Annotated in this window: 19 protein-coding genes; 9 read left to right on the top strand and 10 right to left on the bottom strand. The window is 33.2% G+C overall.

Translation table 11 applies throughout. The features are described 5' to 3' along the window. Positions 1–761 precede the first annotated feature (761 nt). Entirely contained in the window at positions 762–2,150 is a 1,389-nt protein-coding gene (locus FLA105534_RS18925; protein WP_173967650.1) for a hypothetical protein, read from the top strand. A gap of 12 nt (positions 2,151–2,162) precedes the next feature. Then, the gene (locus FLA105534_RS18930; protein ID WP_173967651.1) at positions 2,163–4,016 is read left to right on the top strand and encodes a hypothetical protein; all 1,854 of its coding nucleotides are present in this window, start codon (positions 2,163–2,165) and stop codon (positions 4,014–4,016) included. 314 nt (positions 4,017–4,330) lie between these two features. Here FLA105534_RS18930 and FLA105534_RS18935 read toward each other — a convergent pair whose 3' ends face one another. The 6 genes from FLA105534_RS18935 to FLA105534_RS18960 form a co-directional block, all read right to left on the bottom strand. Further along, positions 4,331–5,029: an AidA/PixA family protein gene (locus FLA105534_RS18935; RefSeq protein ID WP_173967652.1), complete on the bottom strand. Its 699-nt coding sequence runs from the start codon at positions 5,027–5,029 to the stop codon at positions 4,331–4,333. A gap of 112 nt (positions 5,030–5,141) precedes the next feature. Then, positions 5,142–8,441 (bottom strand): hypothetical protein, encoded by a 3,300-nt coding sequence (locus FLA105534_RS18940; protein WP_173967653.1) that lies wholly within the window; start codon positions 8,439–8,441, stop codon positions 5,142–5,144. A gap of 1 nt (position 8,442) precedes the next feature. Continuing rightward, entirely contained in the window at positions 8,443–11,013 is a 2,571-nt protein-coding gene (locus tag FLA105534_RS18945) for a hypothetical protein (RefSeq protein ID WP_173967654.1), read from the bottom strand. A gap of 518 nt (positions 11,014–11,531) precedes the next feature. Then, positions 11,532–12,245, bottom strand: coding sequence for a hypothetical protein (locus tag FLA105534_RS18950; protein ID WP_173967655.1), 714 nt, complete (start codon positions 12,243–12,245; stop codon positions 11,532–11,534). A 940-nt stretch (positions 12,246–13,185) separates the two neighbouring features. Then, positions 13,186–14,103 carry an N-acetylmuramoyl-L-alanine amidase gene (locus FLA105534_RS18955; RefSeq protein WP_173967656.1) on the bottom strand — a complete coding sequence of 306 codons (918 nt, stop codon included), beginning with the start codon at positions 14,101–14,103 and terminating at the stop codon, positions 13,186–13,188. 435 nt (positions 14,104–14,538) lie between these two features. Beyond that, positions 14,539–14,865 carry a hypothetical protein gene (locus FLA105534_RS18960; protein ID WP_173967657.1) on the bottom strand — a complete coding sequence of 109 codons (327 nt, stop codon included), beginning with the start codon at positions 14,863–14,865 and terminating at the stop codon, positions 14,539–14,541. 486 nt (positions 14,866–15,351) lie between these two features. On the opposite strand from FLA105534_RS18960, the gene FLA105534_RS18965 reads away from it, so the two are divergent. Further along, the gene (locus FLA105534_RS18965; protein ID WP_173967658.1) at positions 15,352–15,756 is read left to right on the top strand and encodes a helix-turn-helix domain-containing protein; all 405 of its coding nucleotides are present in this window, start codon (positions 15,352–15,354) and stop codon (positions 15,754–15,756) included. A 311-nt stretch (positions 15,757–16,067) separates the two neighbouring features. Here the strand turns inward: FLA105534_RS18965 and FLA105534_RS18970 are convergent, their stop codons facing one another. Together FLA105534_RS18970 and FLA105534_RS18975 are read right to left on the bottom strand one after the other, a co-directional pair. After that, positions 16,068–16,571: a hypothetical protein gene (locus FLA105534_RS18970; RefSeq protein WP_173967659.1), complete on the bottom strand. Its 504-nt coding sequence runs from the start codon at positions 16,569–16,571 to the stop codon at positions 16,068–16,070. Positions 16,572–16,810: 239 nt separating this feature from the next. Then, a complete protein-coding gene (locus FLA105534_RS18975; protein WP_173967660.1) occupies positions 16,811–16,951 on the bottom strand; it encodes a hypothetical protein in 141 nt (46 codons plus the stop codon). 429 nt (positions 16,952–17,380) lie between these two features. Here FLA105534_RS18975 and FLA105534_RS18980 point away from each other — a divergent pair, with 429 nt between their 5' ends. Together FLA105534_RS18980 and FLA105534_RS18985 are read left to right on the top strand one after the other, a co-directional pair. Continuing rightward, on the top strand, positions 17,381–18,385 hold the full coding sequence (locus FLA105534_RS18980; protein ID WP_173967661.1) for a glycoside hydrolase family 75 protein: 1,005 nt from the start codon (positions 17,381–17,383) through the stop codon (positions 18,383–18,385). 94 nt (positions 18,386–18,479) lie between these two features. Then, positions 18,480–19,055 carry a hypothetical protein gene (locus tag FLA105534_RS18985; RefSeq protein WP_173967662.1) on the top strand — a complete coding sequence of 192 codons (576 nt, stop codon included), beginning with the start codon at positions 18,480–18,482 and terminating at the stop codon, positions 19,053–19,055. An 86-nt stretch (positions 19,056–19,141) separates the two neighbouring features. Here FLA105534_RS18985 and FLA105534_RS18990 read toward each other — a convergent pair whose 3' ends face one another. After that, the gene (locus FLA105534_RS18990) at positions 19,142–21,463 is read right to left on the bottom strand and encodes a glycoside hydrolase family 20 protein (protein WP_173967663.1); all 2,322 of its coding nucleotides are present in this window, start codon (positions 21,461–21,463) and stop codon (positions 19,142–19,144) included. 233 nt (positions 21,464–21,696) lie between these two features. Then, positions 21,697–22,155 (bottom strand): RNA methyltransferase, encoded by a 459-nt coding sequence (locus FLA105534_RS18995; RefSeq protein ID WP_017496800.1) that lies wholly within the window; start codon positions 22,153–22,155, stop codon positions 21,697–21,699. Positions 22,156–22,299: 144 nt separating this feature from the next. On the opposite strand from FLA105534_RS18995, the gene FLA105534_RS19000 reads away from it, so the two are divergent. The 4 genes from FLA105534_RS19000 (at position 22,300) to FLA105534_RS19015 (ending at position 24,982) form a co-directional block, all read left to right on the top strand. Beyond that, positions 22,300–22,977: a DUF4386 domain-containing protein gene (locus tag FLA105534_RS19000; RefSeq protein ID WP_173967664.1), complete on the top strand. Its 678-nt coding sequence runs from the start codon at positions 22,300–22,302 to the stop codon at positions 22,975–22,977. Positions 22,978–23,446: 469 nt separating this feature from the next. Beyond that, a complete protein-coding gene (locus FLA105534_RS19005; protein ID WP_173967665.1) occupies positions 23,447–24,001 on the top strand; it encodes a DUF2975 domain-containing protein in 555 nt (184 codons plus the stop codon). Between the two features lie 3 nt (positions 24,002–24,004). Then, on the top strand, positions 24,005–24,208 hold the full coding sequence (locus tag FLA105534_RS19010; protein WP_173967666.1) for a helix-turn-helix domain-containing protein: 204 nt from the start codon (positions 24,005–24,007) through the stop codon (positions 24,206–24,208). 90 nt (positions 24,209–24,298) lie between these two features. Continuing rightward, a complete protein-coding gene (locus FLA105534_RS19015) occupies positions 24,299–24,982 on the top strand; it encodes a hypothetical protein (protein ID WP_173967667.1) in 684 nt (227 codons plus the stop codon). Positions 24,983–25,153: the final 171 nt, after the last annotated feature.

The following is a 25,153-nucleotide window of genomic DNA, read 5'->3' on the forward strand; positions in this document are numbered from 1 at the left end:
AAAATATTCAGGCAAACTAAAAAAAAACAATAAGTATAAAAAGAAAAGGTGTTTTTGATCATGAGATTTCTTTTTAATTTATACTCTTCTATAATTCTGAATAAAATTAATACAAGCATCAATTAAAAAAAATACACCCAAATGAGTATTTTAAATAATTTGAGAAATATAAGCCTCCAAAATAATCAAAATTGAGCATCTTTTCACCTCCTATGGCTTACGTTTTTCTCTGGAAACATTAGAATCTTACCCTATACACCTATAAAAAACAGGTACTTATACTCGTCTACAGAAATAATTGATAGTATATATTTGTCTGGTAGAAAGTTACTTCATTGACGGATTAGCAAATTTTATCAAGCATTTTCTAAATACCTCATTAGGAACATTTAACACGAACAAAACCAGAATTATATCTAACATCATATTTATCAACTAGTTAAAAAAAGTAAAAAATCAACCCTTAATTCTAAAATTCGTCTCCTGTAGTATAGCTATAATATTGATACAACTATCTGATTTTGTATTAATCTATTTTGAAATAAAAAAAGGCAGAGAGTGCATTGACTATCTACTTACGGCGAATACATTAAAATTGTATTTAGTAGTACAATCAAAATTTATTTCGGGAAATTACTTTTTTAATCCTCCAGAAGGACTTTATGTCCTTTTCAATTCAATCATAACCTGATTCGCAATTGAGCTATTTGTTATGGAGTTTTTGTGCTTTTTATAAATATGATGAATTAAAACCTAATATTATGTATGAAAAATTAACCATGGTTGCCACTATGCTCTTTATCTTGAGTATGATTAGTGAAAGAGTGGTCACCTTCTTCAAATTATGGTGTGTAGAAGGAAATAGTTTCCTTTTTTTTATAGTTCCCAAAGCGCTTGACACATCAAAAAAATATGAAGATGCAACCCTAGAAAATAAAAGGCAGAGGGCAATTTTATCAATCAACTTAACAATATCTTTTTTTATTGCTTTGATTAGTAATGCAAGTTTATTTAAAATGTTTACTTACGATAGCGAAACAGATGTAAATTTTTTATTGGGATGGGATTTTGCATCATTGGATCTTCATGCATTTGGGTCAATGCTTGTTGGCTGTGCCTTAACGGCATGTTTTATCAGTTTGGGCTCTAAATTTTGGCACGACATGCTCGACATGCTTTTCTATGCTAAAAATTTAAAAGAAAAGTTGGTCGATAAAGCAACGTATGAAGCAACAAGTTTAAAGAATCTGGAACAATATCTTGAAACTAACAGTTATGAATTGGCTAAGATAGCCTTGGAACAAAATAAAATATTCATCGACAGTTTATCAGGTATTGTAAATTGTTACGTTGGTTTTTCTTCAGACTCCAAACCAGTTATAATACTAAACAGTACACTACCTTTTGGTGGTTCATATCCCCATTCACTAAATGGCAAATTAAATTATGGACAACCATTTACTGTACGAACTGAAATAATTTATAGCTATGAAATCCCTAAACTTCATTTAAATAGCGGAGACAATGTATATGAACAGAACAATGCCTATGTCAATGGAACAATTTGCTGTGCAGTTTCAAAAAACAATACCGAATATCTACTAACCTGCGCACATGTTCTTACCGGTGGAATCAGCCAGGTTACCAACACAGACAGTGAAGGATGGCTCCTGAATCCTACTGAAAAAGATATTTACAGCAATGATAGTAATGAAAATGCAATCGGCAGTTGGAAATATGGAGAAATTAACAACTTGTTTGACGCCGCATTAATTGAAATAGATCTTGAAATAGGAGCAATAACCAATCCGGTGCATTCCTTTGAAAGTTACCCTGAAGAACAATTGCATAAAAAAGTATTTGTAAATGGAGACATTAATAAATCAGAGGGATATGTAGTAGGTTATCAAAAACAAAAAATCGATTTTCATTACAATGGCAATACCCATCAGTTAAAAGAGCTCATTATAATTTCAAAAAATACGATAGGCAATTTAAAATCATTGACTGAAGGAGGTGATTCAGGAGCTCTTGTTTATCTGACCCAAGAAAAAAAAGCATTAGGAATGGTCGTAGGTGGTAATAGTCAATATACCTATGCAATTCCTATTGAAAGAATTTTAAGCAGGACAAAAACTATACTAACCTAAACCAATTATATTATGAAAATAACTTTAAGAACAGTCCTGTATTTGTTATTATGTGCCTTTCAGATGAATGGCCAAACCACCAATCACGGAATGAATTTTTCTGTATTCAATGATACTGAAAATTTATTAAATTCACCCGTAACTACGGCTAAACAAGTTGAAATACTTTCCCATTACTTCAAGAATAAAGCCGAAATTGATAACTTTAATAGTCTTTATAATTTTAGTTTGCCTAATCCAGACTTTGCTACTTTCCTTATTATGGATAATAGCAATTCAATTCAGGGGTTATTCAGTTCCTCAGCCATAAGTCAATCTGCCGGAGTTGATGCTTTAGGAACTTTTATTGCCAACCGTTTCAAGCAGGAAATTAACATTGCTTTTTTAAATAAATTTAAAGAGGATTTGGAAACCATTCCTTTTCTGAAGGAGATTTTTCCAACAAGTTATCAGGTGTTGCAAAAAAGTGATCCGTATAATTACCCTGTTTTTATCAATAGTTTAAGAGAAGCTTTTGATAATGACTTAAATAATTTTTCTAAAAATCTACCTTTAATTGTCTCAAAATTAAATATAACTGATGTAAACATAAAATCACGCTTAATTGTAATCGCAACGTTGATGGATATCAAGAATATCTCAAATTTACCCGGAAGCATTTCTAACTTAATTGAAAATAACCAAACAAAATCGAATATGAACATCTTGACAAAAGATCTCAAAATTCTAGCATTGGGAATCAATATGTTCAAAAAAAATGGGGTTGGTTTAGGTTCCTTTATGAATAATGTCGATTTAGCGAAATTAAGTAATCCTGAATTTGCAAAAATTTATCTTGCTCTTTTAGTAAGACAAAACGAAAAGTATATTGAAGATTTGAGTATTCAGAAAGCTGATACCGGAAAATTGTTGAATATAGTACAGTCCCTTCAAACCGAATATGAAGCATTGGCAAATGAAATCAACAGGATAATAACGAATAACAAGAATAATAAGCTTTCCTTATCCGACATCCAGAAAAGTACAGAAGTTATGTTGGGTAGCTTTGAAAACACTATTGATGTTTTCGAAAAAAATTCAAATATAAAAGTTTCGACTGAACTAAAAGATGCTATTTTAAAAGGGAAAGAAGTAAATGTTATTGTTGGCTTTATAGCGGATAAAAAATATGGGCTGGCTTTGATCAACCTGACCGATTTTATTTTTACAATTGATCAGACTACATTAACTGCCGAGCAAAAAACAATGATTAAAAAATATACATCTTTTATTGCAAACTGTCTTGATGCAAAAACAAAAGACGAACTCATTGCAGCACTTGAAACCTCTGCTAATCCAGTAGGCAGCTATCGTATCAAGCGTAACTCTACCTTTAATATATCCTTGAATGCCTATGCTGGTGGCTTTGCAGGGACCAACTTTGAAAAAACCCAAATATTTGGTTTTACTGCACCTGCCGGTATTTATTTAGGATGGGGTAATTTAGGTAAAGAACCCTGTAAAGGAAGTACGGATAAATCTACAATACTAGAAAAAGTCAATGGTAAATCTTTCGGGATTTTCGTTTCGCTTATCGATGTTGGTGCAGTAACAGCTTTCAGACTAAAAGATAGTAAAACCGAGATGGCTGATGTTTCTTGGGACAATGTATTTGCACCAGGTGCCTACCTGACCTATGGTTTTGGTAAATGCCCAATTTCATTAAACTTAGGAGGGCAAATGGGACCTGAATTAAAATCGATAGCAGAAGACGGAACACCAAACTTTGTAGAAAAAGAATGGTTTTGGAGAGCTAGTATTGTTATTGATATATCCCTCTTTGACTTTTACACAAATCAAAAGGCATATAAGACATTAACTAGATAATATTCTAAAAAATAATACTCCTCTTTTCAATTTATCAAACAAAGCAAAAGTAAAATAGTATTAAAATATTTCATCTCGAAAACAAATCTTTATGGAACATTATAATCAGATTTCTAAGAAAAATCAAAATCACATCAACAAACAACAAGGAGGTACTTAATTTATCAAAACTATATTAAGAGTCGAAATTCCAAAAAAACGGCACAGCAATTATTTTATAGTACAAACTCTCAATAACATCGGTTTTATTATTATGTTATAAAAAAAACAAAGCAGGTAATCATCTAAAAAATTACCTGCTTTTTCTTCGTAACTTAGGCAGTACAAACAATATAAGGATCCCAATCATACTGTTGACTTCCATCATTAATTGTAATAGTAAAGCTATAGACTTCAGTACCTGTTGTAATCAAAGTTCCCTGAAATGTACCATCTGACTGAAGGCTAGGTTCGTTTGCAGAAAATAGATTTACTCCGCCTCTTACTACAAATTGTTTGAGATGAACTGTATCAGTTACATTTAAAGATACTGCTTTCCATCGTATTATTGTAGAAATCTTAGCATTTACCTGAATCTCACTTGAGCCCTGATTAGGATCTCCATTATCATCCGTTATAGTAATATACAAAGAACCTGTTTGAACAGTCTTAATAGTATCTACCGTCATTAATACAGTGATTGGGTAATACTTATTTACTTCTGTATAAATTGGTGCACCTGTATAGCCCGGAATACTTTCCAGTGCTTTGATCATAATTGCTCTGGAAAGCCCTGCATTTTTCCAAACGGAATACATCGCATCTCCAAATTCTTCGATTCCTGGTTTAGGATTTCTCGTATTGTAAACCTGTTGTAAACATAAATCCCAGGCCCCAAAGTTATTCTCAGGACTTAAATGCTCATTATCATAACATTGCTGAAATACGACTTCCAATGGCAATTGGTCGTTAGTTGCCAGTTCTACGGCTCCTCTTAATACATCGTTGATGCTGATTGTGTTGGTGTTTGACATAATTATTTATTTAAATTTATATTAATTTATAACCCGATGGATGTAACCATTTTTAATCCATAGTCATCTCATTTAAAAACACGTATTCTCTTTTGTTAATTACACCTAACGGCTAACCTGTATATGCTTTTGTTAATGCCGCTCCCTGAACTTCCGGGCTCCAGGGTTGATTAACGCTTCGATAATAAGATGCAACATATCGAAATGCATCACCTGCAGAGATACCCGCAAATTTGATAGCTACCCCTACTCCTGTTACATTTATACTACTTGAATTTTGTAAATTAAATTCTGTTACAACTTTAGTAATTACAACCAGAGGAGTCGCTCCCGAGAGAACTATTTTCTTCGCAAATACATTTATTTGGCCCTGAGATATCCCTTCCTCTAAATATATCCTACTCAGAATTCCTCCGTAAATAGCCACATCCCATTTCTCTCCCAGATTTCTATAATATTGTGGAATATATCTAAATGCATCACTGTCAATATAACCAGCTCTACAAATTGCGGTTGCAAGAGTTGTCAATGAGGTTGTAGTAAGCTCCGAAAGATTAAACCGATTGGCTACCTGTTCTATGACATACGCACAACCAAAGCTTTCCCATCTTAACTGCTTTGCATATTGATTTACTGTCTGAATAATAGTTATATACAACTGGTGTTGATCAAGTATGTTCCCCATTAGATCTGTGGAAATAAATGTCAATACAGTGTTTTGATAAAGATTTTTTATACTATAAACAGATTGATTAAGGTTAATATCATTATTGGATGACGAAAGATTAACAATAATTCCATTGTATAGATACTGGACCTGCAAATTTGCTACTGACTTTGTACTCCATGATAGAGAAACTCCTGTTTCATTAAATAATATGGTTTGGTTTGCTATGACCGATATATATTTCTCAACTTTATTGGGTGTTAAAGTTGGTATTTGATTAATCCCCAATTCTCCTGAGATTTTACTGCCCGGCAGATCAGGAATTAACGCAAGATTTATAACACCTTTTATCTTTGTTGCATCTACCTCCGGAATTACTGCCGAAGAGAGAAGTCCTGTAATTTGAGCAGCGTCTAAAGCCTTTAATTTTGAACCATTGCCTATAAATTCGGCAGCTGTTAGGTTTCCTTTTAGATCTAAATCTCCAGTAATCTCATCAGCCGGAATATTTTTCAAACCCGATGCATCTCCTGTAAAACGTGTTGCTGTTACATTGCCCGTCCCATCAACAGAAGCAACAGTAGCTCCGTTGATATCGACCAACTTTAAAAAATTACCTGCTGCAAAAGCTGTTGCACCTGCAATGGTATCGCTGAGAACATTTTTAACTGTTAATTGTGTATCGTTAGTGATTGCAACCACTTCGAAAACTGTTTTTGCAATCCGTATCTTTTGATTAACGGACAATTCCGTTTGAAACTTAGTACCTGTACCGCTTAAAGTCGTTGTGCCTGTTGTGCCACTTAATGTTCCTGTTGTCTCTGCATCATACGTTTCTGTAATCGTTAGCAAACCTTCTATAGCCGATACTTTTGCCGCAGGAAGACTACTTTCCGGTACGATACCTTTTAACTGATTGGCAGGAATATCCGTAAGACCCGATGCATCTCCTCTAAAACCTGCTGCTGTTACATTGCCCGTCCCATCAACAGAAGCAACAGTAGCTCCGTTGATATCAACCAACTTTAAAAAATTACCTGCCGCAAAAGCTGTTGCATTTGTAATGGTATCGGTGAGAACATTCTTGACCGTTAATTGTGTATCGCTAGTGATTGCAACCACCTCGAAAACTGTTTTTGCAATCTGTATCTTTTGATTAACGGACAATTCTGTTTGAAACTTAGTACCTGTACCGTTTAAAGTCGTTGTGCCTGTTGTGCCACTTAATGTTCCTGTTATCTCTGTATCATATGTTTCTGTAATCGTTAGCAAACCTTCTATAGCCGATACTTTTACCGCAGGAAGACTGCTTTCCGGTACGATACCTTTTAACTGATTGGCAGGAATATCAGTAAGACCCGATGCGTCTCCTCTAAAACCTGCTGCTGTTACATTGCCCGTCCCATCAACAGAAGCAACAGTAGCTCCGTTGATGTCGACCAACTTTAAAAAATTACCTGCCGCAAAAGCTGTTGCATTTGTAATGGTATCGGTTAAGACATTCTTGACCGTTAATTGTGTATCCTTAGTGATTGCAGCCACCTCGAAAACTGTTTTTGCAATCTGTATCTTTTGATTAACGGATAATTCCGTGTGAAACTTAGTACCTGTACCGTTTAAAGTCGTTGTACCTGTTGTGCCACTTAATGTTCCTGTTATCTCTGCATCATACGTTTCTGTAATCGTTAGCAAACCTTCTATAGCCGATACTTTTACCGCAGGAAGACTACTTTCTGGTACAATACCTATTAACTGATTGGCAGGAATATCAGTAAGACCCGATGCATCTCCTCTAAAACCTGCTGCTGTTACATTGCCCGTCTCATCAATAGAAGCAACAGTAGCTCCGTTGATATCAACCAACTTTAAAAAATTACCTGCCGCAAAAGCTGTTGCATTTGTAATGGTATCGGTGAGAACATTCTTGACCGTTAATTGTGTATCACTAGTGATTGCAACTACCTCGAAAACTGTTTTTGCAATCTGTATCTTTTGATTAACGGACAATTCTGTTTGAAACTTAGTATCTGTACCCTTTAAAGTCGTTGTGCCTGTTGTGCCACTTAATGTTCCTGTTATCTCTGTATCATATGTTTCTGTAATCGTTAATAAACCTTCTATAGCCGATACTTTTACCGCAGGAAGACTGCTTTCCGGTACAATACCTATTAACTGATTGGCAGGAATATCCGTAAGACCATTACCGTTTCCTATAAATCTTTCCGCTTTTAAATTTCCTCCAATATCAACCAGTTCAGATGGATTGTTTTTTGAGAAACCAACTTTTCCATCCTTTGTCACGTAGATAATTGAATTTCCACTACTATTCAGTACCGAAAAAATGTCGTATACCTTTTGTATTAATGCATTGCTAATTGCTGTGGGAGTATTTTGTTGCGTTGTAAAAGAAATATCTGAAATTATTGAAGCGACTGTAAAGACTTGTCCATTTATTTGAATACTTTCCCCCACAACAAGTTGACTGGTAAAAGTAGTCGTTACACCAGTAAATGAGTTAGACCCTACAGCTGCACTAACTGTTCCGGAAAGCTGAAATATTTTTGATTGAACGGATACATTCGTTAGAGGGTTTTGATTCCCAAATCCTATATTCCCGGAAGAAACAATAATATCATCCTCTTTTTTATTGATTACTGAATCAATAAAATTTGCAAACTGAGTTGAAGTCGGAATAGCATTCGTCTCAAAATAACTTTTTAATATGGTTCTATTTTGCTCACTCATTTCATTCTATTTTAAAATTGTATCCTACTCTTACATAACCAATACCCCATGGTATTTTAAATTTATCAGAAGTCCCCGTTAAACTATTTAAATCCGGATCTGTTGCCATAGCATTAATTTTTATCTGAAATAAATGCTCTGGATTTGGCATAAATCTTTGATCCAAAGGTGTCACCGGAATGGTATCTTTATATAAATCAAAAGTTACAGCCAATGATTTTGCAGGAAGAACTAGCGTTTGTTCTTTGAGCTTCGTATTCGTAGACGTATTCCAAAGCGATATATTGTATTCAAAACAAGTCACTGGATTTGGCGGATTTACAGGAATCACATGAACAGAAGCCCAGCTGATGTCAATAATTCCTAATTTTTTTTGCTGTTCTGTTACCCATATTTTTTGAAGATCAATAGTTTTGGGAATAGGTACCGGTGTTTGTAAAATAGGTGTATTTATCGTTGCTTTTCCAGGATTATTGGATGAATACGATTCTCCATTGTAATTGAAATATGCTTTGACAGTTATAACTACAGCTACACCATTTTGAAATTCTTCTCTTTGCAAATTTTGTGTATATGCGGTTCCAGTATCATTTCTGGCAATTCTTCTAGATTTTGTGATTTCCGAATATCTCCAACTCATGATATAATAAACCTCTCCTCCTCCCGAATCTTTACCGGGAATATCATCCCAATTCACTTCTATATATTTATCAATTCCATTTTCCTGATAGTATGTAGCCGCCATATTATCAATTGCAAGTAATTCATTTTGGATTCTATTTGTATTTTCTTCTTTTTGTCTTTCAGCCTCCGATTTCTTTCCACTCAATGCATCGACAAGCCATTTAACTGCGCTCGCAATCGCGGCTAGCACACCAATTGCTGCTGCTACCGCTTCTGCTGCTGCGACTAGTGTATTTCCGGCAACAGACTTCAATAAATCTTCAAAAGCTTTTTTCAAAACTTCTCTGCCTACTTTACACGCCAATCTACAGGCCTGACTTTCTGTTACATTTTTAATTGTAATAAAAGTGAAAAATTCTGTTATCTGCGCTTTATTATTCCAAAGCCCTTCAGCTAACTTTTCACTACTGGCAATTAACGAATCGCATATTGCTTCAGCCAGGTTATCAAAACTTGTTGGGATTTTAATTTCAAAATCGATCGGACTGAATGTAATATTTGAAACTGATTTACCTACAGCAGCTATTTTATATGTTCCTTCTACAGATATTTGTACATATCCTTTTTTACTTGATGACCCTGGTGTAAATTTCAGATCATAAGAAGTTGTAATAAGTTCATTAAATGCCAAATCAACCAATTCACCACATTTCTCCGCACATTCATCTTTTGATGCATTTGCGAAATCCTTGATTTTTTTTCCCCAATCCATTGCCTTGGAAAGTGCATCCTGGTTAAATGGAAATTTGGTTATTCTAAATCCTCCTGTTTTTTTCCAGGCAAATCCAAGTCCTGGATTTCTTTGCCCTATTATAGTTCCCTGATAAGTAAGATCTCCGCTAAATTCATTCGTCTTATTTGAATATGTAAAATCAAAATCTAAAATTTCAGGAGTTTCAGAATCCGGAAAAAACTTCAACCCCCCAAATAGTGTTATTGATTTTGTGTTTGAAACTACAATCAATCCGGGTCCTGTAGCAGAAGTAATACTGGTACTTTTTTTTATCACCTCAACCAATCCAAATAATTTGATACTTTCTGATTGTGCTGAAATGCTAAATGTATCATTCACGATACTCATTGCTACCAAAAAGTTGGTATTCACAATCTCGATATCCAGTTGATCTAAGTTAAAACCCTTATTAAAATGAATTGGAAAAAGTGAGCCGTCTTCTTCAACATTTTGAAACGTAAAATCTGAAGATGCTTTATAGAGCCGAATAGGTTTGTCGGGGGCTTCAGGTTTAAAAATTGGTAAAAATGTCTTTACCTCAGCTGGTATCGTTATAGAAATTAAATCTTCTATAATTCCGGCCGGGTCTATTTCTTTAGTAATAAAAAGACTCAGTGCATAATTTCCTCCAGAAGCAAAATAAAAATTTCCAGAACCAAAAGTAATCGGATCAGTACTCGTTCCGCTTGGTACATAAGAAATATCTGTTGACACCGATACGCTTGTATCCCATTCTTCATCCTTCTTTGGTGATACTGGTGAAATTTTAACAGATCTATTTAATGCTAATTTTAGATTGTCAAAACTTAGTGCATTATTGCTAAGTCCAAAAGGATTTGGAAGTATTACTTTAGACTCGGCATAAAACCTATAGTTTTTTTTATCCTTGGGGGAAAGTACAGCACTCCCGCCAAAAGAATTGAATGTGATATCAGGAACACTTTCTGGAAGTGTTAAATTAAAATTAGACAGAAATCGATTTATAAGATTCCTGATACTAATTGGATTGTCGAAAAAATTAACTTCTCCTGAAAATTTTGTAAGCCCTGTTGCGGAATCTTTGACTCCCATCAAAACCAACTCGTATCGATCTATCATTAAGATGATAGTCGTACCTATAGCCCATACTTTTATATCAGGTGAATTTTCTGCCATGGTTTATTAATAAAGCCTATTCGTATATAAGGAGATATTTCATTCTACTATCAAAATCAGGCATGTGATTGTATCCTGAACTATTATATCTTCTCACATTTTACTGTAATTGGACCTTCATTAAAGAAATCTTCAGATGCTGTTCCACCTATATTGTGAACCATTTGATGAGTGCCAAGGATATTGAAATAGTCTTTACACTCTATTTTGTTGTTTTAATTCCGTTTTTCATTTGTTGGATTTACTTATTGTATCGATAGAACTACCCCACAACCCAACCAATCAGGCCGCTACAATTGTTTGAGATTTTGAATTAGATTACTCTTCATTCACCTGAATACTTTTCAATTATGATAAACAATTGGCATAGTAGAGATATACTCACAAACCTTAAGAATAATATAATACAAGTTTATTTTGTTTTAAATTTTCTGAAACAGGTCCTTTCCAAAATCTCGATTTATAAATTATAGCCTCTCATGTTAGGTTATCCAACAGGAGGCTATTTTTATATCATCTTAAAGTGAACCATTTGTGCGTTTAAGAACCAATCCCATTTTAGATACTGATAAATGAGGAATTATATTGTTTAAAGGATTTGAAGCAGGTATATCCAATGAAATACTTAATGTGAAAAGATTGTTTCCTAAATCCACAATTAATTGATAGATATTTAAAGATCCTTCAATTGGCGTTCCATCCGGATAATTTTCGGGAGGATTTAAACCTAATGATGTTGCAAAAGTCTTGATATCATCATAAGTAATGGTAATAGGATTATCGGCAGATGCCGGTAATTGATAAATTTTGGAAGTCGCACCTGCAAATGTATTTTTTGTCAATGTGTATTCCTGATTTCCAATTTTAATGGTTAAGGTAGGACCTATAATCCAGTATATTTCTTTTCCCCACTCACTATTATCAGGACCCGAACCTGTAGCTGGAATTGCCTTAACTTCGGCTATGTAATCCTTTAATTTTACCGCATCTGCATTGGTTCCAAAAGTAAATACCACCTGATGTTTGTCAACAACTATAGTTGGTGCGCCTGTTTGCGCTACTGTTGGTACAATAATATCATTTGGATTACCTTTATTTACAAACTGGTAACTAAAAGTAGTTCCATCAGGATAATCCGGGTCAGGCTTAGTCCATGTAACTGTAACTGTTAATTCTGTGGTGCCACTAGGTGTTTCTTTACCTATTCCGGCCGGAGTAGTTAATTGTGCCATAATCTTATTTTAGCGAATCTTATCTATGTAAAAGAAAAAGAATAAAGTAAATGGCTTCTCAAAAAAAATACCATTAAAAATTACTACGAGGACGTTTTTGTTCTATGGATAATCCTGAATGTAAATTCTACCCTTTACTAAACATACCTTTTATCTTACTTCTTTTACAAAAAAAACATTCTATTGATTTTTTCCTACTCTGTTTAATATAGGCTTTTCAGATTCCGCCTTTTTATCAAAAAACTAGTTATTTACTTGACTAATTTATTCTGTACTATATTTTTATATTGGTTCTGTTGCATCTCCCGGATTTAACAGACATAAATGAAAAGTTCAAAAAATCATAGGGCTAACTCCTATAATGATTTAACAATAGTCATCCCTAATTCGTCATTTGATTCTTCCTAAGTACTTCAATAATTTCTATTCTCATAAAAGCACATTTTGCAAATTGAAAATTTTTAGAGCTCTAAACATTCTCCGTCTCTATTTGAGAAGCTGATGTTTTTGATAAAAGTAGGTTGACTCTGTAGTACAAACTAAAAAAATGGCATGAGAGCCATTTTTTTATGTGTAGGAAACCGGAATAACAGTACAAGAGCGTTTTTTCGCTCTTGGAAAGGTGCTGTCACGAAATCGTGAAAATCATATTTCAAAAGTAGACTTTATACAAAACCCCAATAGAATTGCTCCTCTTGGGGTTTGCATTTTTGAGATGTATTAGTTAAACGAGAATGTGCTATCATCATGTATACTTAGCATAGCTACATTTCCTATTTTCATTCTGGTCTGCATAAAAAAGTATCAGGGTTGTATTTTAACATTGCGAAATAAAGAAATGTACTCTAAATCAATAATGAACACAGTAGCCAGATTAAAACTAATGGTGCAGTATTGCTTTATGGTAATTTAAATAAGATCCGTTTCATAAAAAAATAGCTTACCCCTTAGGTTTTAAAAGACTTGAATGTATCCAGCCTTCTATTTTAATACTGTGTTTCCAATCCTTGATGTCTTTAATATCATTCACGAGATAAACTTTAGACCATTGTCCGAAGGTTTCAATTAATCCCACTTCATAACCATTTTTTAGCTTTCGAATCGAACTCGAAGTTTTGTCTGGTTTTGTTCTAAACTCAGCAACGCCATCAGAAGCAGAGTCAACAATAAAAATCTTTCCTATATTATCCGTTTTTCCAAAAACATTAATTTTAAACTCATCCCAGGGAAAAGCAGGTCCCGGATCCGGTTTTCTTGCCGGTGAAATATCGTCGTGTCCCACTACAAAGGATAATTGATATGTATCTATCAACAGTTTGCTCAATTTGGAGACTGCTGCTATTTGGGCGTCTGTATATTTAAACCAATATTGATTTTCTTTACTGTCCCAAAATTTATGTTTGTGTTTCAATTTTACAATTCTGTCTTTTTCTGACACAGGATATAGTTTATAACTAGGTGTTCCGTCTTTGTTTTCTCCTACTCTTCTTCTGAAACTGCCATCAGCCAATTTTTCACAGAAACCGGGATTTACGATTTCAATACCAATAGCATACTCATTCATTCCGGTTCGTCCGTCCCAACTGCTGTAGCCGGCGTGGTTGCATCTGGTGTTAAATGGAGCAAGCTGCGTAATCGTTCCGTCGAGATCAATTACAATATGAGCACAAATCCGGTCTGTATTTCCTTGTGCCGCTGTTTGTTTAAACCATGTTATTGCTCCAGTTGCTTTATCTCCGGCCGTATAATGTATTATTAAATATTTTGGCGAAATTTGATATTGAAAATTCGAGGTAGGATCTTTTACTATTTTTTCTGCTTGGCTTTCCTGAACAAGCCAGTTTTTGTCAATTTTCATAAGGATTTGTTTTTTTAGGGTTTGAAATAAGATAGTTTTTAAACAATACCTTCAATTTGCATTTACGGATGATAAAATCACAAATACGAACCTCTTTACGCATAAAATCAATAGGTCGAAGTCATTGTTTAGGATTAAAAATGAGTAGTAGCGTTCGTTGCTTATCGTTTTATAAGCAACATCATTCAAAACATTAAAGCCTATCAAATATACTGACAATCAATATTTTACAAGCAAGTGTTTATACGTGATTTAAGGAACACATTTGCCGCTGAATTAATTCAAGTTCTGATTTTACTTTTCAGGTAATTCATTCGTAATTCAGTTCTTTGCGGTTGGGCTTTTAAATAAAGTGAAACGCCTTTTAAACGCAAATCAAACTATGTTTCTATATGTTTAAAAATAATTACGTGTCACGTTTTTTTAAATACCGTTCTACGACTCGGCAGCCAGCAACTGACTAAGCTCGCTCAAAAATTCAAGTTCATCCATAGGAAACAGCTGTAAGACCGTTTCCAAAATAAGCCCCACATTAATAGGCTCACACTCTTCTCTTTCCGAAAACTTAGGAGCATGCTGATCCAGTGTCACTATACACAATCTGAGCATATTGGTAATCACACTACCCAGCTCATAATAATTGACAAACTTCAGTTGAGCAGTATTGCTTTGTGTTTGATCTTCCCCCGGCTTTAAGGTGTGGAAATAACGCGCCGTTAGCTTTTTAAATTTCTCCAGATTCTCCATTTCATTTCTTTCCATAATCGTATTTTTTTTAGTGTACTTTTTACTTTCTTATAACCTATTGGGAGTAATTGGTTTGAACACATAGAAACATAGATTTTAAACTGGATAAAAGAATGCAAAAAAGAAACACGTTTCTTTCACATAGTTTACTATGCGCCTTTAAATAAAGTGAAACGCCTTATAAACGCAAACTAAACTATGATTCTATGTGTTTAAAAAATTTATCACTTCTATAAGAGAATTTCTTTCAAACAGCTTACTATGCACTTTTAAATAAAGTGAAACGCCTTATAAACGCAAACCAAACTATGTTTCTATGTGTTTAAAAAAATTACCTCTTCGAATATAAATTATAAGAAAAAGTGTACTTTTGTTTAACAAGCCGCAAGAAAAGAAAAGAATAGATAACAGAAACGCCAATTATTTCAGGCTGTATGGTACACAACCAAATATGTTTCATACATCTTGTCTCTTATTATACTTAATTATTATCTTTGAATTATGAGCACACAAACGAAACCCAGCCATATAGGTCGAAAAATAAGTCGTATTCGTGAACTGAAAGACATGAAACAAGAAGCTTTGGCACAAGCCTTAGGAACCAACCAACAGGCAATTTCTATTATAGAAAACAGCGAAACCATAGATGAGGAAAAATTGATTCAGGTTGCAAAGGCATTAGGCATAAGTGTGGAAGCCATTAAAAATTTCTCAGAAGAAGCGGTTTTTAATTATTTCAATAGCTTTAATAACTTTAATGATAATTCATCATTAAATAGCCAGTGTACTTTTAACCCATTAGACAAATTAATGGAATCTGTAGACGAAAATAAAAAGCTTTACGAAAGGTTATTGAAAGCCGAGCAAGATAAGATCGAATATTTGGAGAAGCTATTGAAAAAATAGAATTCTATTATTATAATTACGAGAGACTGCTATTGCAGTCTTTTTTTATACATACTTCTAACAAAGCTGAATGTTACTCTCAAACATTCAGTACTCGAGCAATAATTTTAGTTTGATTCTGTACAATACCTGTTCCAATAGTCTATATTGTGATTATTTGCAAAATAATCTTTGTTGATTCTCTTTGTTGGAATGGCCAGGAGATTTCGCGTTTCAAAAGAATTCTAATGAGAAGTATCCATTATTTTTGGTGTCTATGAGATATTTTAAAAAGCCTTTTCTATTTATAATCCTATAAAGATATTTTTTTATTATTCTTTGTAACTTGAAATATTCATAAAAACAAAATCTTCTTTACCCGATGTCATTCCCATCATTTTACGTCCATCTTTAAAAAAAACATTAATTTTTTCATTATTATCCGATGTATACATATAAGAATCCATTCCTTTTAAAATACCGAGACTTACTTTGTCAGCTAAATTATATTCGTAAGTTTTTCCGTTAGGCATATCAATTATTATTTGCAATTCATCATTTTTTCCATCAACAAAAAGTACATTAGTTTCTGCTTCAACAACATTTCCTTTAGAGTATATATAATGATATACTTCAAATAGTTCATCGGTTGTTTGTTCTACTTTTTTCTTGACTGTGTTTTCATATTGTGTAAAAGTATCAGAAGCCTTTGAATATTGTTCCGAATTTGAATCGTATTCGTATTTAGATTCCGGTGTTAGGCTATTTGTTTCTTGTTTACCGCAAGAATTAATAAATAAGAGTACAATTATTAATATCGTTACCTTTTTAATCATCTTTTAAATTTTAGTTATTTATTAAAAATATTATCCCCACCGTACGAAGTCTCTCTACTTTCCAACCCAATCCAATTAATTTAACTATTTCTAATTTAAAATTCTTTTCACATCGCATCGCAAAAAAACTATTCGGAGAAAATCGGGTCTATTTACCTGATTATTAACCTATAAAAACCTCAATCTGAAATAATCAGTTTTGAGGTTTTAGTTTAAAATTCCAAACATTCCAAACACTTTTAATCTTTAGGTTTGTGCTTGTGAGGCTTTAAATCAGGATGTTTATCCTTGTTTGGCGGATTCACTCTCGGTCTTTTATCCGGTGTTCCATCTTCTTTTTTAGGTTTCGGACCAGGTTTAATTGCTTTAACATCGTTCATAATAATTTCTTTTAATTAAGTAATGATTTTTGTTTCTCAACAACAAATAACATTAAAAGATTTATTCTTTTTTTATGGAAAACCGTAACTAATAAATGTTTTTCAAATTGATGGACATCACGTATATATACTGGTTTGCATATTAGAACTTTTGTTTAGCTTTACCATTCAACTTTTTTAAAAAACAGCAATAAACAATATACTGCATGGAAATATAACAGAATAAATCGATTCAAAAACGCAAGGATTCCTAAAACAATCGCATCTCAAAGCCTATCAGAAACTCAGGCAAATAAAGATGATACCAGTAGAATGTTTACCTCAATTTAGCTATGCTCTACTTCTTAAAACTAAGCTAACTTTAAGTCTGTTATGATCCTTTAAACTTCGAATAAACATATTTAGTAGAAATTTTAAAATATATAAGATATGAAACAGCTAATCCTTACTCTATTTCTTTTTACATTTTCGTGCTTAACGCATGGGCAAGAATTTAAGTTCTCTGATTCTTATATCTTTAAACCTCAAAATAAAAAGGTTTCCTTATTAGAGAATCCACAAAAGACTAAAGTTATTGTATTCAAAACCAATATGGCAATTAATACAGATGGTACTCCCTTATCCTATCATCCATACGACTTAAGAGCAAATTCATTGGCCTTAAACTATATTACTAATGCAGTCGCCATCTACAGATTATCTGACAGTAGATGTATCAGTATTCCCCTAAAATCTTTAGATGAATATCCCAAAAGATTCCGGGTAAATGCAAAGTTTGACCCTAAGAAAACTTCTGTAGAAGACAAGAAAAAATATATAGCTCTCGCTTACAAAGTATTTGAAGAATGGCGTGATGCCGGTTTTCCTGAAAAGCAAGTTGAAGGTTATGAAATAATTTGGAAAAACGTGCTGGTAAATAAAAATGGAAAACCATGCATTTTTGAAAAGAATAAACAATTTAAAGGATATTTTGCCTCAATGACGGCCGAAGATAATGGTATAAAAAAAGATACCAGTGAGTGTTATTGTGCCAACCAATTAGACCCATTTAAAATTCCTTCAATTGTATTAAATGACCAAATAAAATACGGAGCTTCAAAAGGAGATTTAGTTGTAGCCTATAATCCAATTAATAAAAATATTGTATTTGGTATTATTGGCGATACAGGACCAAGCGGTAATCTGGGAGAAGGTTCGATTTTATTGAATAAGAAACTTAAGGGGGTTGAAATCTCTAAAGAAAAGAACGCAGTTCAGACACTGGCAATTAATGAGAATATATTGATCTGTATTATTCCAAAATCTAAGAATTTTAAACTCACTAAACCCTATACAGAAGAAAGTATTAAAGATCGTATTCTTGAATGGTTCAGAATACAAGGCTACAGTAATGAAAATGAAATAATAAAACTCCTTGTTGATAATTGCACATAATTATCATCTTCTTTAGTTTGACAATAAAAGTAACTTATATATCAAAACAAAATTATACGCCACAACTTAACTTCCAAAACAGAAATTTAAAAATATGAGTTATAAAACTACCCTTGAAGAATTTGATAATGATATAACAAGTTATATCGAAAGATTAAAAAATGATCTGAAAGATATCACATTTGATGTAAAAAAAAGTATTCAATTTATAAATTCGGATGAATTAGATTGTAAAAATTTGTTTGCTTACAGTAAGCAAAAAGGCATATATCTTTTTGAACTAAATCTAGACAGTTCAAATTTAGTGGGGAAAAATAGAGCAGAAAAAATTGGAAACTTTGCAACTGACTGGTCACAAAAAAAGAATGACTCTTTCATTTCTTCGAGCGTCATCAAAAAGAGATTACATTTAATGTCAAATTACGATGAGCAATGGTTGCCTTTGTACATAGGAAAAAACAAAGACATATACGGCAGAATTAAAGAACATATTGACCTCTGTCCTACCAAAAAAACATATGCCATGAAATTGAGACACAGAACTAACCTTCATGGCTTAGAATTTAGAGTAACAACAATAGAAATTGACGTATTGAATTATGATTTTATAGTTCCTCATATAGAACGTTCTTTACGAGAAATATATAATCCTTTAATTGGTAAGCAATAAAAAAAGTCAAACACTAGATCCGAAAATAGCTATTCTTTTCTCAATATAAATGTAGTATATCGAGAGAAAGGTCTCACAAAACTTCTTTAATCCACTAAAATCTCATCAACAAACAACCAACAACTTCCTCCTCTTAGGTCTTTTTTTAAATTGGAAGCAATTACTTTTACAAACCTAACCTCTTGTTTTTCAAAACTGATTTTAAAATCTTTCAACTCCGAATTCACATTCACCGCAAATGGACGTTTTATTTTTCCAACTTCTTTATAGTTAATACTGTCCTTAGACACCAAAACTTTTACTTGTGTCGGGAAATAAATCCCGGCACCCTGGCTTTCTAAAGTACCAATCACTACATTTTCGATACTTTGTACTTTTTCAAGATCAATCACAATTTCCATATCATTGACCAGCCATGCCTGCCATTGACCATCATGAAAATTTTTAGACCCTCTGATGGTATTGACCATTACAAAAGGTCCATCTCCTTTATAACTTTGGCTAAAGGGCGTTAAATAACTAGCCTTATGCCCAAACGCCTTATGAAATACGATTGTATCGGTAAATATTCTTCCAACCGGTTTGTCATTTTGAAACAAAGAGGCTTTTAAAACCGTTGTTTCTTTAAACGGAATAGGATTTACATATTTTATAGCATGATGTTCTATGTTTTTATCTCCCAGAACATAACGAATGTCCGAATCTTGAAATTCATTTTTAAGGGTAACCTGAATCGCTTTTTGGTTTAAATCAGCCACAGAAGTAGCCGTAACCAAATAAGCACTTTTGGCATAATTGATTCCTAGATAATCATATCGTTTCATCAAAGAAGGCAATCTAGAGGTAAAATCATTCCAATTTCGATTTTCTTTTGAACTCCACAAAACTTCAGACAAAGCAGCCAGTCTCGGAAAAATCATATACTCAGAAGCTTTTGGGCTTGTAATATATTCTGCCCACAAATTTGCTTGTCCGCCCAGAACATGACTGGCTTCCTGTGGGCTCATTGTAGCAACAACGGGATCAAACTCATAAACCTTATTCAGTGGATTATAAGCATCAAAAGCCAAAGGCTCTACGTTTTGCGGTCCCTGATAAAAATTAAAATAACATGGCGATTCCGGCGACATGATGACGTCATGACCTTGTCTTGCTGCTTCGGTCCCTCCTACCGTTCCTCTCCAACTCATTACAGTAGCTTCGGGAGCCAAACCGCCTTCGAGTATTTCGTCCCAGCCAATTATTTTTTTGCCTTTAGAATTAATGTATTTCTCCATTCTTTTCACAAAATAACTTTGCAGTTCATGAGCGTCTTTCAGTCCATTATCCTTCATCCTTTTTTGACAATCCGGACATTTATCCCAATTGGTTTTAGTTGCTTCGTCACCACCAATATGAATGTATTTTGAAGGAAAAATGGTAATGACTTCATCAATTACATCTTGCAAAAATTCGAAAGTAGTTTCTTTACCGGCACAGTAAATATCTGTAATTGGCCATAATCCGCCCGACGGAACTCCAATTCTCTGATTGAAACAAGCCAGTTCAGGGTAAGCCGCAATGGCAGAACTCACGTGTGCCGGCATTTCGATTTCGGGAATGATTTCTATATTTTTTGCTGCAGCACATTTTACAATTTCTTTTAGTTCTTCCTGAGTCAAAAAGCCACCGTAAGTTCCTTTTTCATCCGGATTTGTAACCAATCTTGCATTCCAGGCCGCATTTTCCTGATCGACTCTCCAGGCTCCAACTTCTGTAAGTTTTGGGTATTTTTTAATCTCAATTCTCCAACCCTGATCGTCAACTAAATGCAAATGCAAAACATTCATTTTATGCATTGCCAATCGATCAATAGTCTCAATGATATAGTTTTTATCAAAAAAATGACGCGATAAATCCAACATTAATCCTCTCCATTGAAAACGAGGTTCATCTGTAATAGTTAGATTTGGAATCTCCCATTTTGTAGCTGTTCCGATGCTTTTACTTTCAATACCTTCAGGAAGCAATTGTCGAATGCTTTCTAAACCGTAAATAAAACCCGCATTTCCTTTTGCCGTAATTACAATGTTTTCTTTATTTACCTCCAACAAGTAAGCTTCGTTCTTTAAAGTTGCATCGACTTTAAACTGCACATAATTTCTTTTTGGAATGGTACTTGAAATTTCAGGACGAAATCCTGCTGCTGTTTCAAATTTGTTTATTAAAACCGTAGCGATTTCTTTCTGAGTGTCGCCACTTACCACAAATTTAGTTGCTGCAGAAAACTGAAAATTTCCTTCTTTAAGAACCAATTGCTTTGGTTTCGGAATAATTTGAATGTCTCTTTCTACCTCTACTCTTTGACCGTAAACGGTGCTTAAAACAGTCAGAAAAAGGACAACAAAGATTGGTTTTAGTATTTTCATACTTTATTATTTTAAGGATGTAAAATTTTAAACTGATACTGATAACTTTTGCCGCCCAATAAACAACCGCCAATAAAATATAATGTGTAAGTCGAAAGTTTAAAAGTCAAAAGAACTGATACCGATAAAACTACTTAAAAATCTAAACACTATAATTTTATCTGTTTTTTTTAGAATACTACATTACATTGTAATTATTACTTAATAGGTAAACCGTCCGCCTTTTAACTATTCTAAGAGCGTGGTTTTGGTAAGTTTCTGTCGTACATAATAATAGTTCCAGCGACAGCCACATTTAAACTCTTTACGGATTTAAACTTTACCAAATGATGGCATTTCTCCATTACTTTTTTAGACAGTCCATGATCTTCCGCACCCAATAAATAAACACAACGTCTTGGATGTTCATAGGTCTCTAAGTCGGAAGCATTTTCGTTTAGTTCAACCCCTACTAAGCGTGCTCCTTTTGGTAAATTTTCGAGGAAAGCTTCAAAAGTATCGTAATGAAAATAAGGAATTGCTTTTACCGCATCATGGGTATCACAGGCTTGTTTGGCATATCGATTGCCGATAGTAAATATAAAGGTAGCACCCAAATTTTGAGCAGATCGCCACAAAACACCCAAATTCTCAGGCGTTTTACCATTTTGTATCCCTATCCCAAAATATTCATTTGTAAAATTATCATTCATAAAGGCAAAAGTACAAACTGTACCTACATAAATCAATATTTTATTGAGAGGAAACGAAGGCTCTGAATTAGTTATTAAATAGTATAGTTTTAGAACGTGTAACAGAATCAACTTATTGGCGTCTTATTTTAAATCCAAAACCAAATGAAGACACCTAAAAAAACAGCCCGAATTGCAGGTCTACTCTATTTAGCAGTAGTCCTGACAGGAATATTCAGTTTAGCTTATGTCCCTTCTAAACTTATTGTCTGGGATAATTTAACCACAACATACAATAATATCAAAGCCGCTGAATCGCTTTTTAGATTTGGAATTGTAGCCGGATTGTCTTGTTATCTTTTCTTCTTTTTCTTGGTGCTGCAGCTTTACAAACTATTCGAACCCGTTGATATAAGTTATGCCAAAACGATGGCGCTTTTAGCTATTTTAAGTGTACCTATTTATTTTTTAAATGCCCAGAATCAATTTAATGTGCTTTCTCTATTAACAGATAATAGTCTTGGTTTATCATTGGAGCAAATCAAATCGCAGGTTATGCTAAATCTCAATCAATACGATAACGGCATGCGAATAGTACATATCTTTTCAGGGCTTTGGCTATTCCCTTTTGGTTATTTGGTCTACAAATCCGGCTTTTTACCTAAATTTTTCGGGATTTTATTAATGATGGGGTGTTTTGGATATTTAATCAACTTTTTGGGTAATACTTTGATTTCAGATTATTCAACACTTGGAATTTCTAAATATATAAGTATGCCTGCCACATTTGGTGAAATTGGAATTTGTTTGTGGCTATTAGTTTTTGGTGTAAAAGAGAAATAATTTGGTCAATGAAATATACGAAACAGCATTAAAAAGAAAACTTGAATAAATACTATAGAGGCTATCCGAAAAGTATGAACTTCCTCTTATTATGTTATTGTTTTAAATTTTTACTTTAGTTCGACGCGAATAAAAACAGATTTTTTTCCTCATTTAAAAGATTTTTAAAGGTATAGAATCCGTTTTGATCAGCGTCTTCGCGATAGCGAATCCGTAAAATCAGCGTTGAATTAAGACGTATAATTTTTGCCAACCAAATAAACTTCTTTTTAGATTATAATTCAATCTAAATTATTTATAAAACAAGGCTGTCCTTACTTTTTGGATAGCCTTGTTTTTTTGCTTCAAAAGCCTTGATTTTACTCGTCTTTAGAAATATCTTTTACAAAATTGATTATTTTTCAGTATAATTTTATTGTTTATCAATAAATATTTATTACTTTCACATAAAACTTTTAAACTTAATGTTATGGAAATTAGAATTAGTACCCAAACCATACTGAAAGTATTACACGTACTTTCATGGATTATTTTTGTTGGATTATGTATCGAAGCGGTTGGAATACTGACAAAAACAGTTGCTACCCTAACGCTAAATCCCAATGATGCGGCTAAATTTTGGAAATCAGTTGATTTAACTGAATTGTACCAATATAATCAGAGCCAATACATAACACTTAGCAGTATTATCATTATTGCTGCTTCATTAAAAGCAATATTGTTTTATTGCATTATAAAAATTTTTCTAAACAAAAACCTCAACATTGCGGCACCGTTTAATAACTTATTCAGGAATTTTATACTGACACTGGCTTATATATCGTTGGGCATTGGTTTATTCTCTTCATGGGGAATAGAACTGGTAAACAATTTATCCAATAGCGGTCTTAAACTACAAGACATTCAGCAACTACAAATTGCCGGTTCTGACGTTTGGTTATTCATGGGGGTAATACTGTTTGTTGTAGCTTATATTTTCAAAAAAGGAATCGAATTACAAGAAGAAAACGAATTAACAATATAAGCTATGGCAATAATTGTAAACTTAGATGTGATGATGGCAAAACGAAAAATGTCATTAAACGAACTTTCCGAAAAAGTAGATTTAACCTTATCTAACCTTTCCATATTAAAAACCGGAAAGGCAAAAGCCATAAGATTTAGTACTCTCGAGGCCATTTGTAAAGTACTAGAGTGCCAACCTGGAGATATTCTAGAGTTCAAAGATTGAAAAAACTAACTCGAAAATCATGTAAAAATGCAAAATCAAGAAATAAAAAAGCTGAAAGCAGTCAAAAAATGAAATTAATTTAAAAACAAAATGAGAGATTCTTATACCCGATTTTTTGAACATTTTAATATAGAATTCAAGGAAATCATAAACTTTGGAGTTGAAATGGATACCATTTATCCGGACTCTGATAAAATTAAGACAGAATGGAAAGATTTAATCGATTCGGTTACCAATGATAAACAGGTTTATATTCGCGGTTATGGAAGGGATGCTCATGCTACCGATTTATACAAAGAATTATACGAAATCTTATTGGGAAATGGCAAAATAAAGAAAGATTCAACCAACAATGCAAAACCAACCCAATTGTTACAAAAAATCACTGGCTTTTCAAAAACGATAAAAAAAGATAGTGCAAAAAGTAAAAAAATAAGCAACTATCAGGTCACTCATATATTTGGGCGCACAAAAAATCCATTCCTTTTTACTGCACCATGGAATCTGGTCTGGAAATCGAAAATAATGGATCCCTTTACAGGCCACGAATCAAAAGGAGAAAATACGGATGAATATAAAACCGCTTTTCTAAAAAAATCTAAAGCTAAGTACGCTGAATTTATAAAAGAATACAATGCTTTAGCTTCTCAATACTTTTCCGCCGAAAAAATTGATAATGCATTTAACCAAATGGAATCAAACTTGAAAGTAAGTATAACGGTATTTAATAAGTTTAAAAATGACGCAAGAAACGAACTAAAAAAAATAGAATAGATTTAAACTAAAATATTCCCAAAATACTTAAAATCATTTCATAAGGAAAACACAATCAAAGAAAGGACTCAAGTAAAACAAAAACTAATCTTTATATGTCATCAAAATAGATGCTTTACAGGTATTTTTTCTGTAGTAGTACAGATGATTCGAAAAGTGAACAAAAGAATA

This window comes from Flavobacterium collinsii, from assembly GCF_902804485.1.
Classification (GTDB): Bacteria; Bacteroidota; Bacteroidia; order Flavobacteriales; family Flavobacteriaceae; genus Flavobacterium; species Flavobacterium collinsii.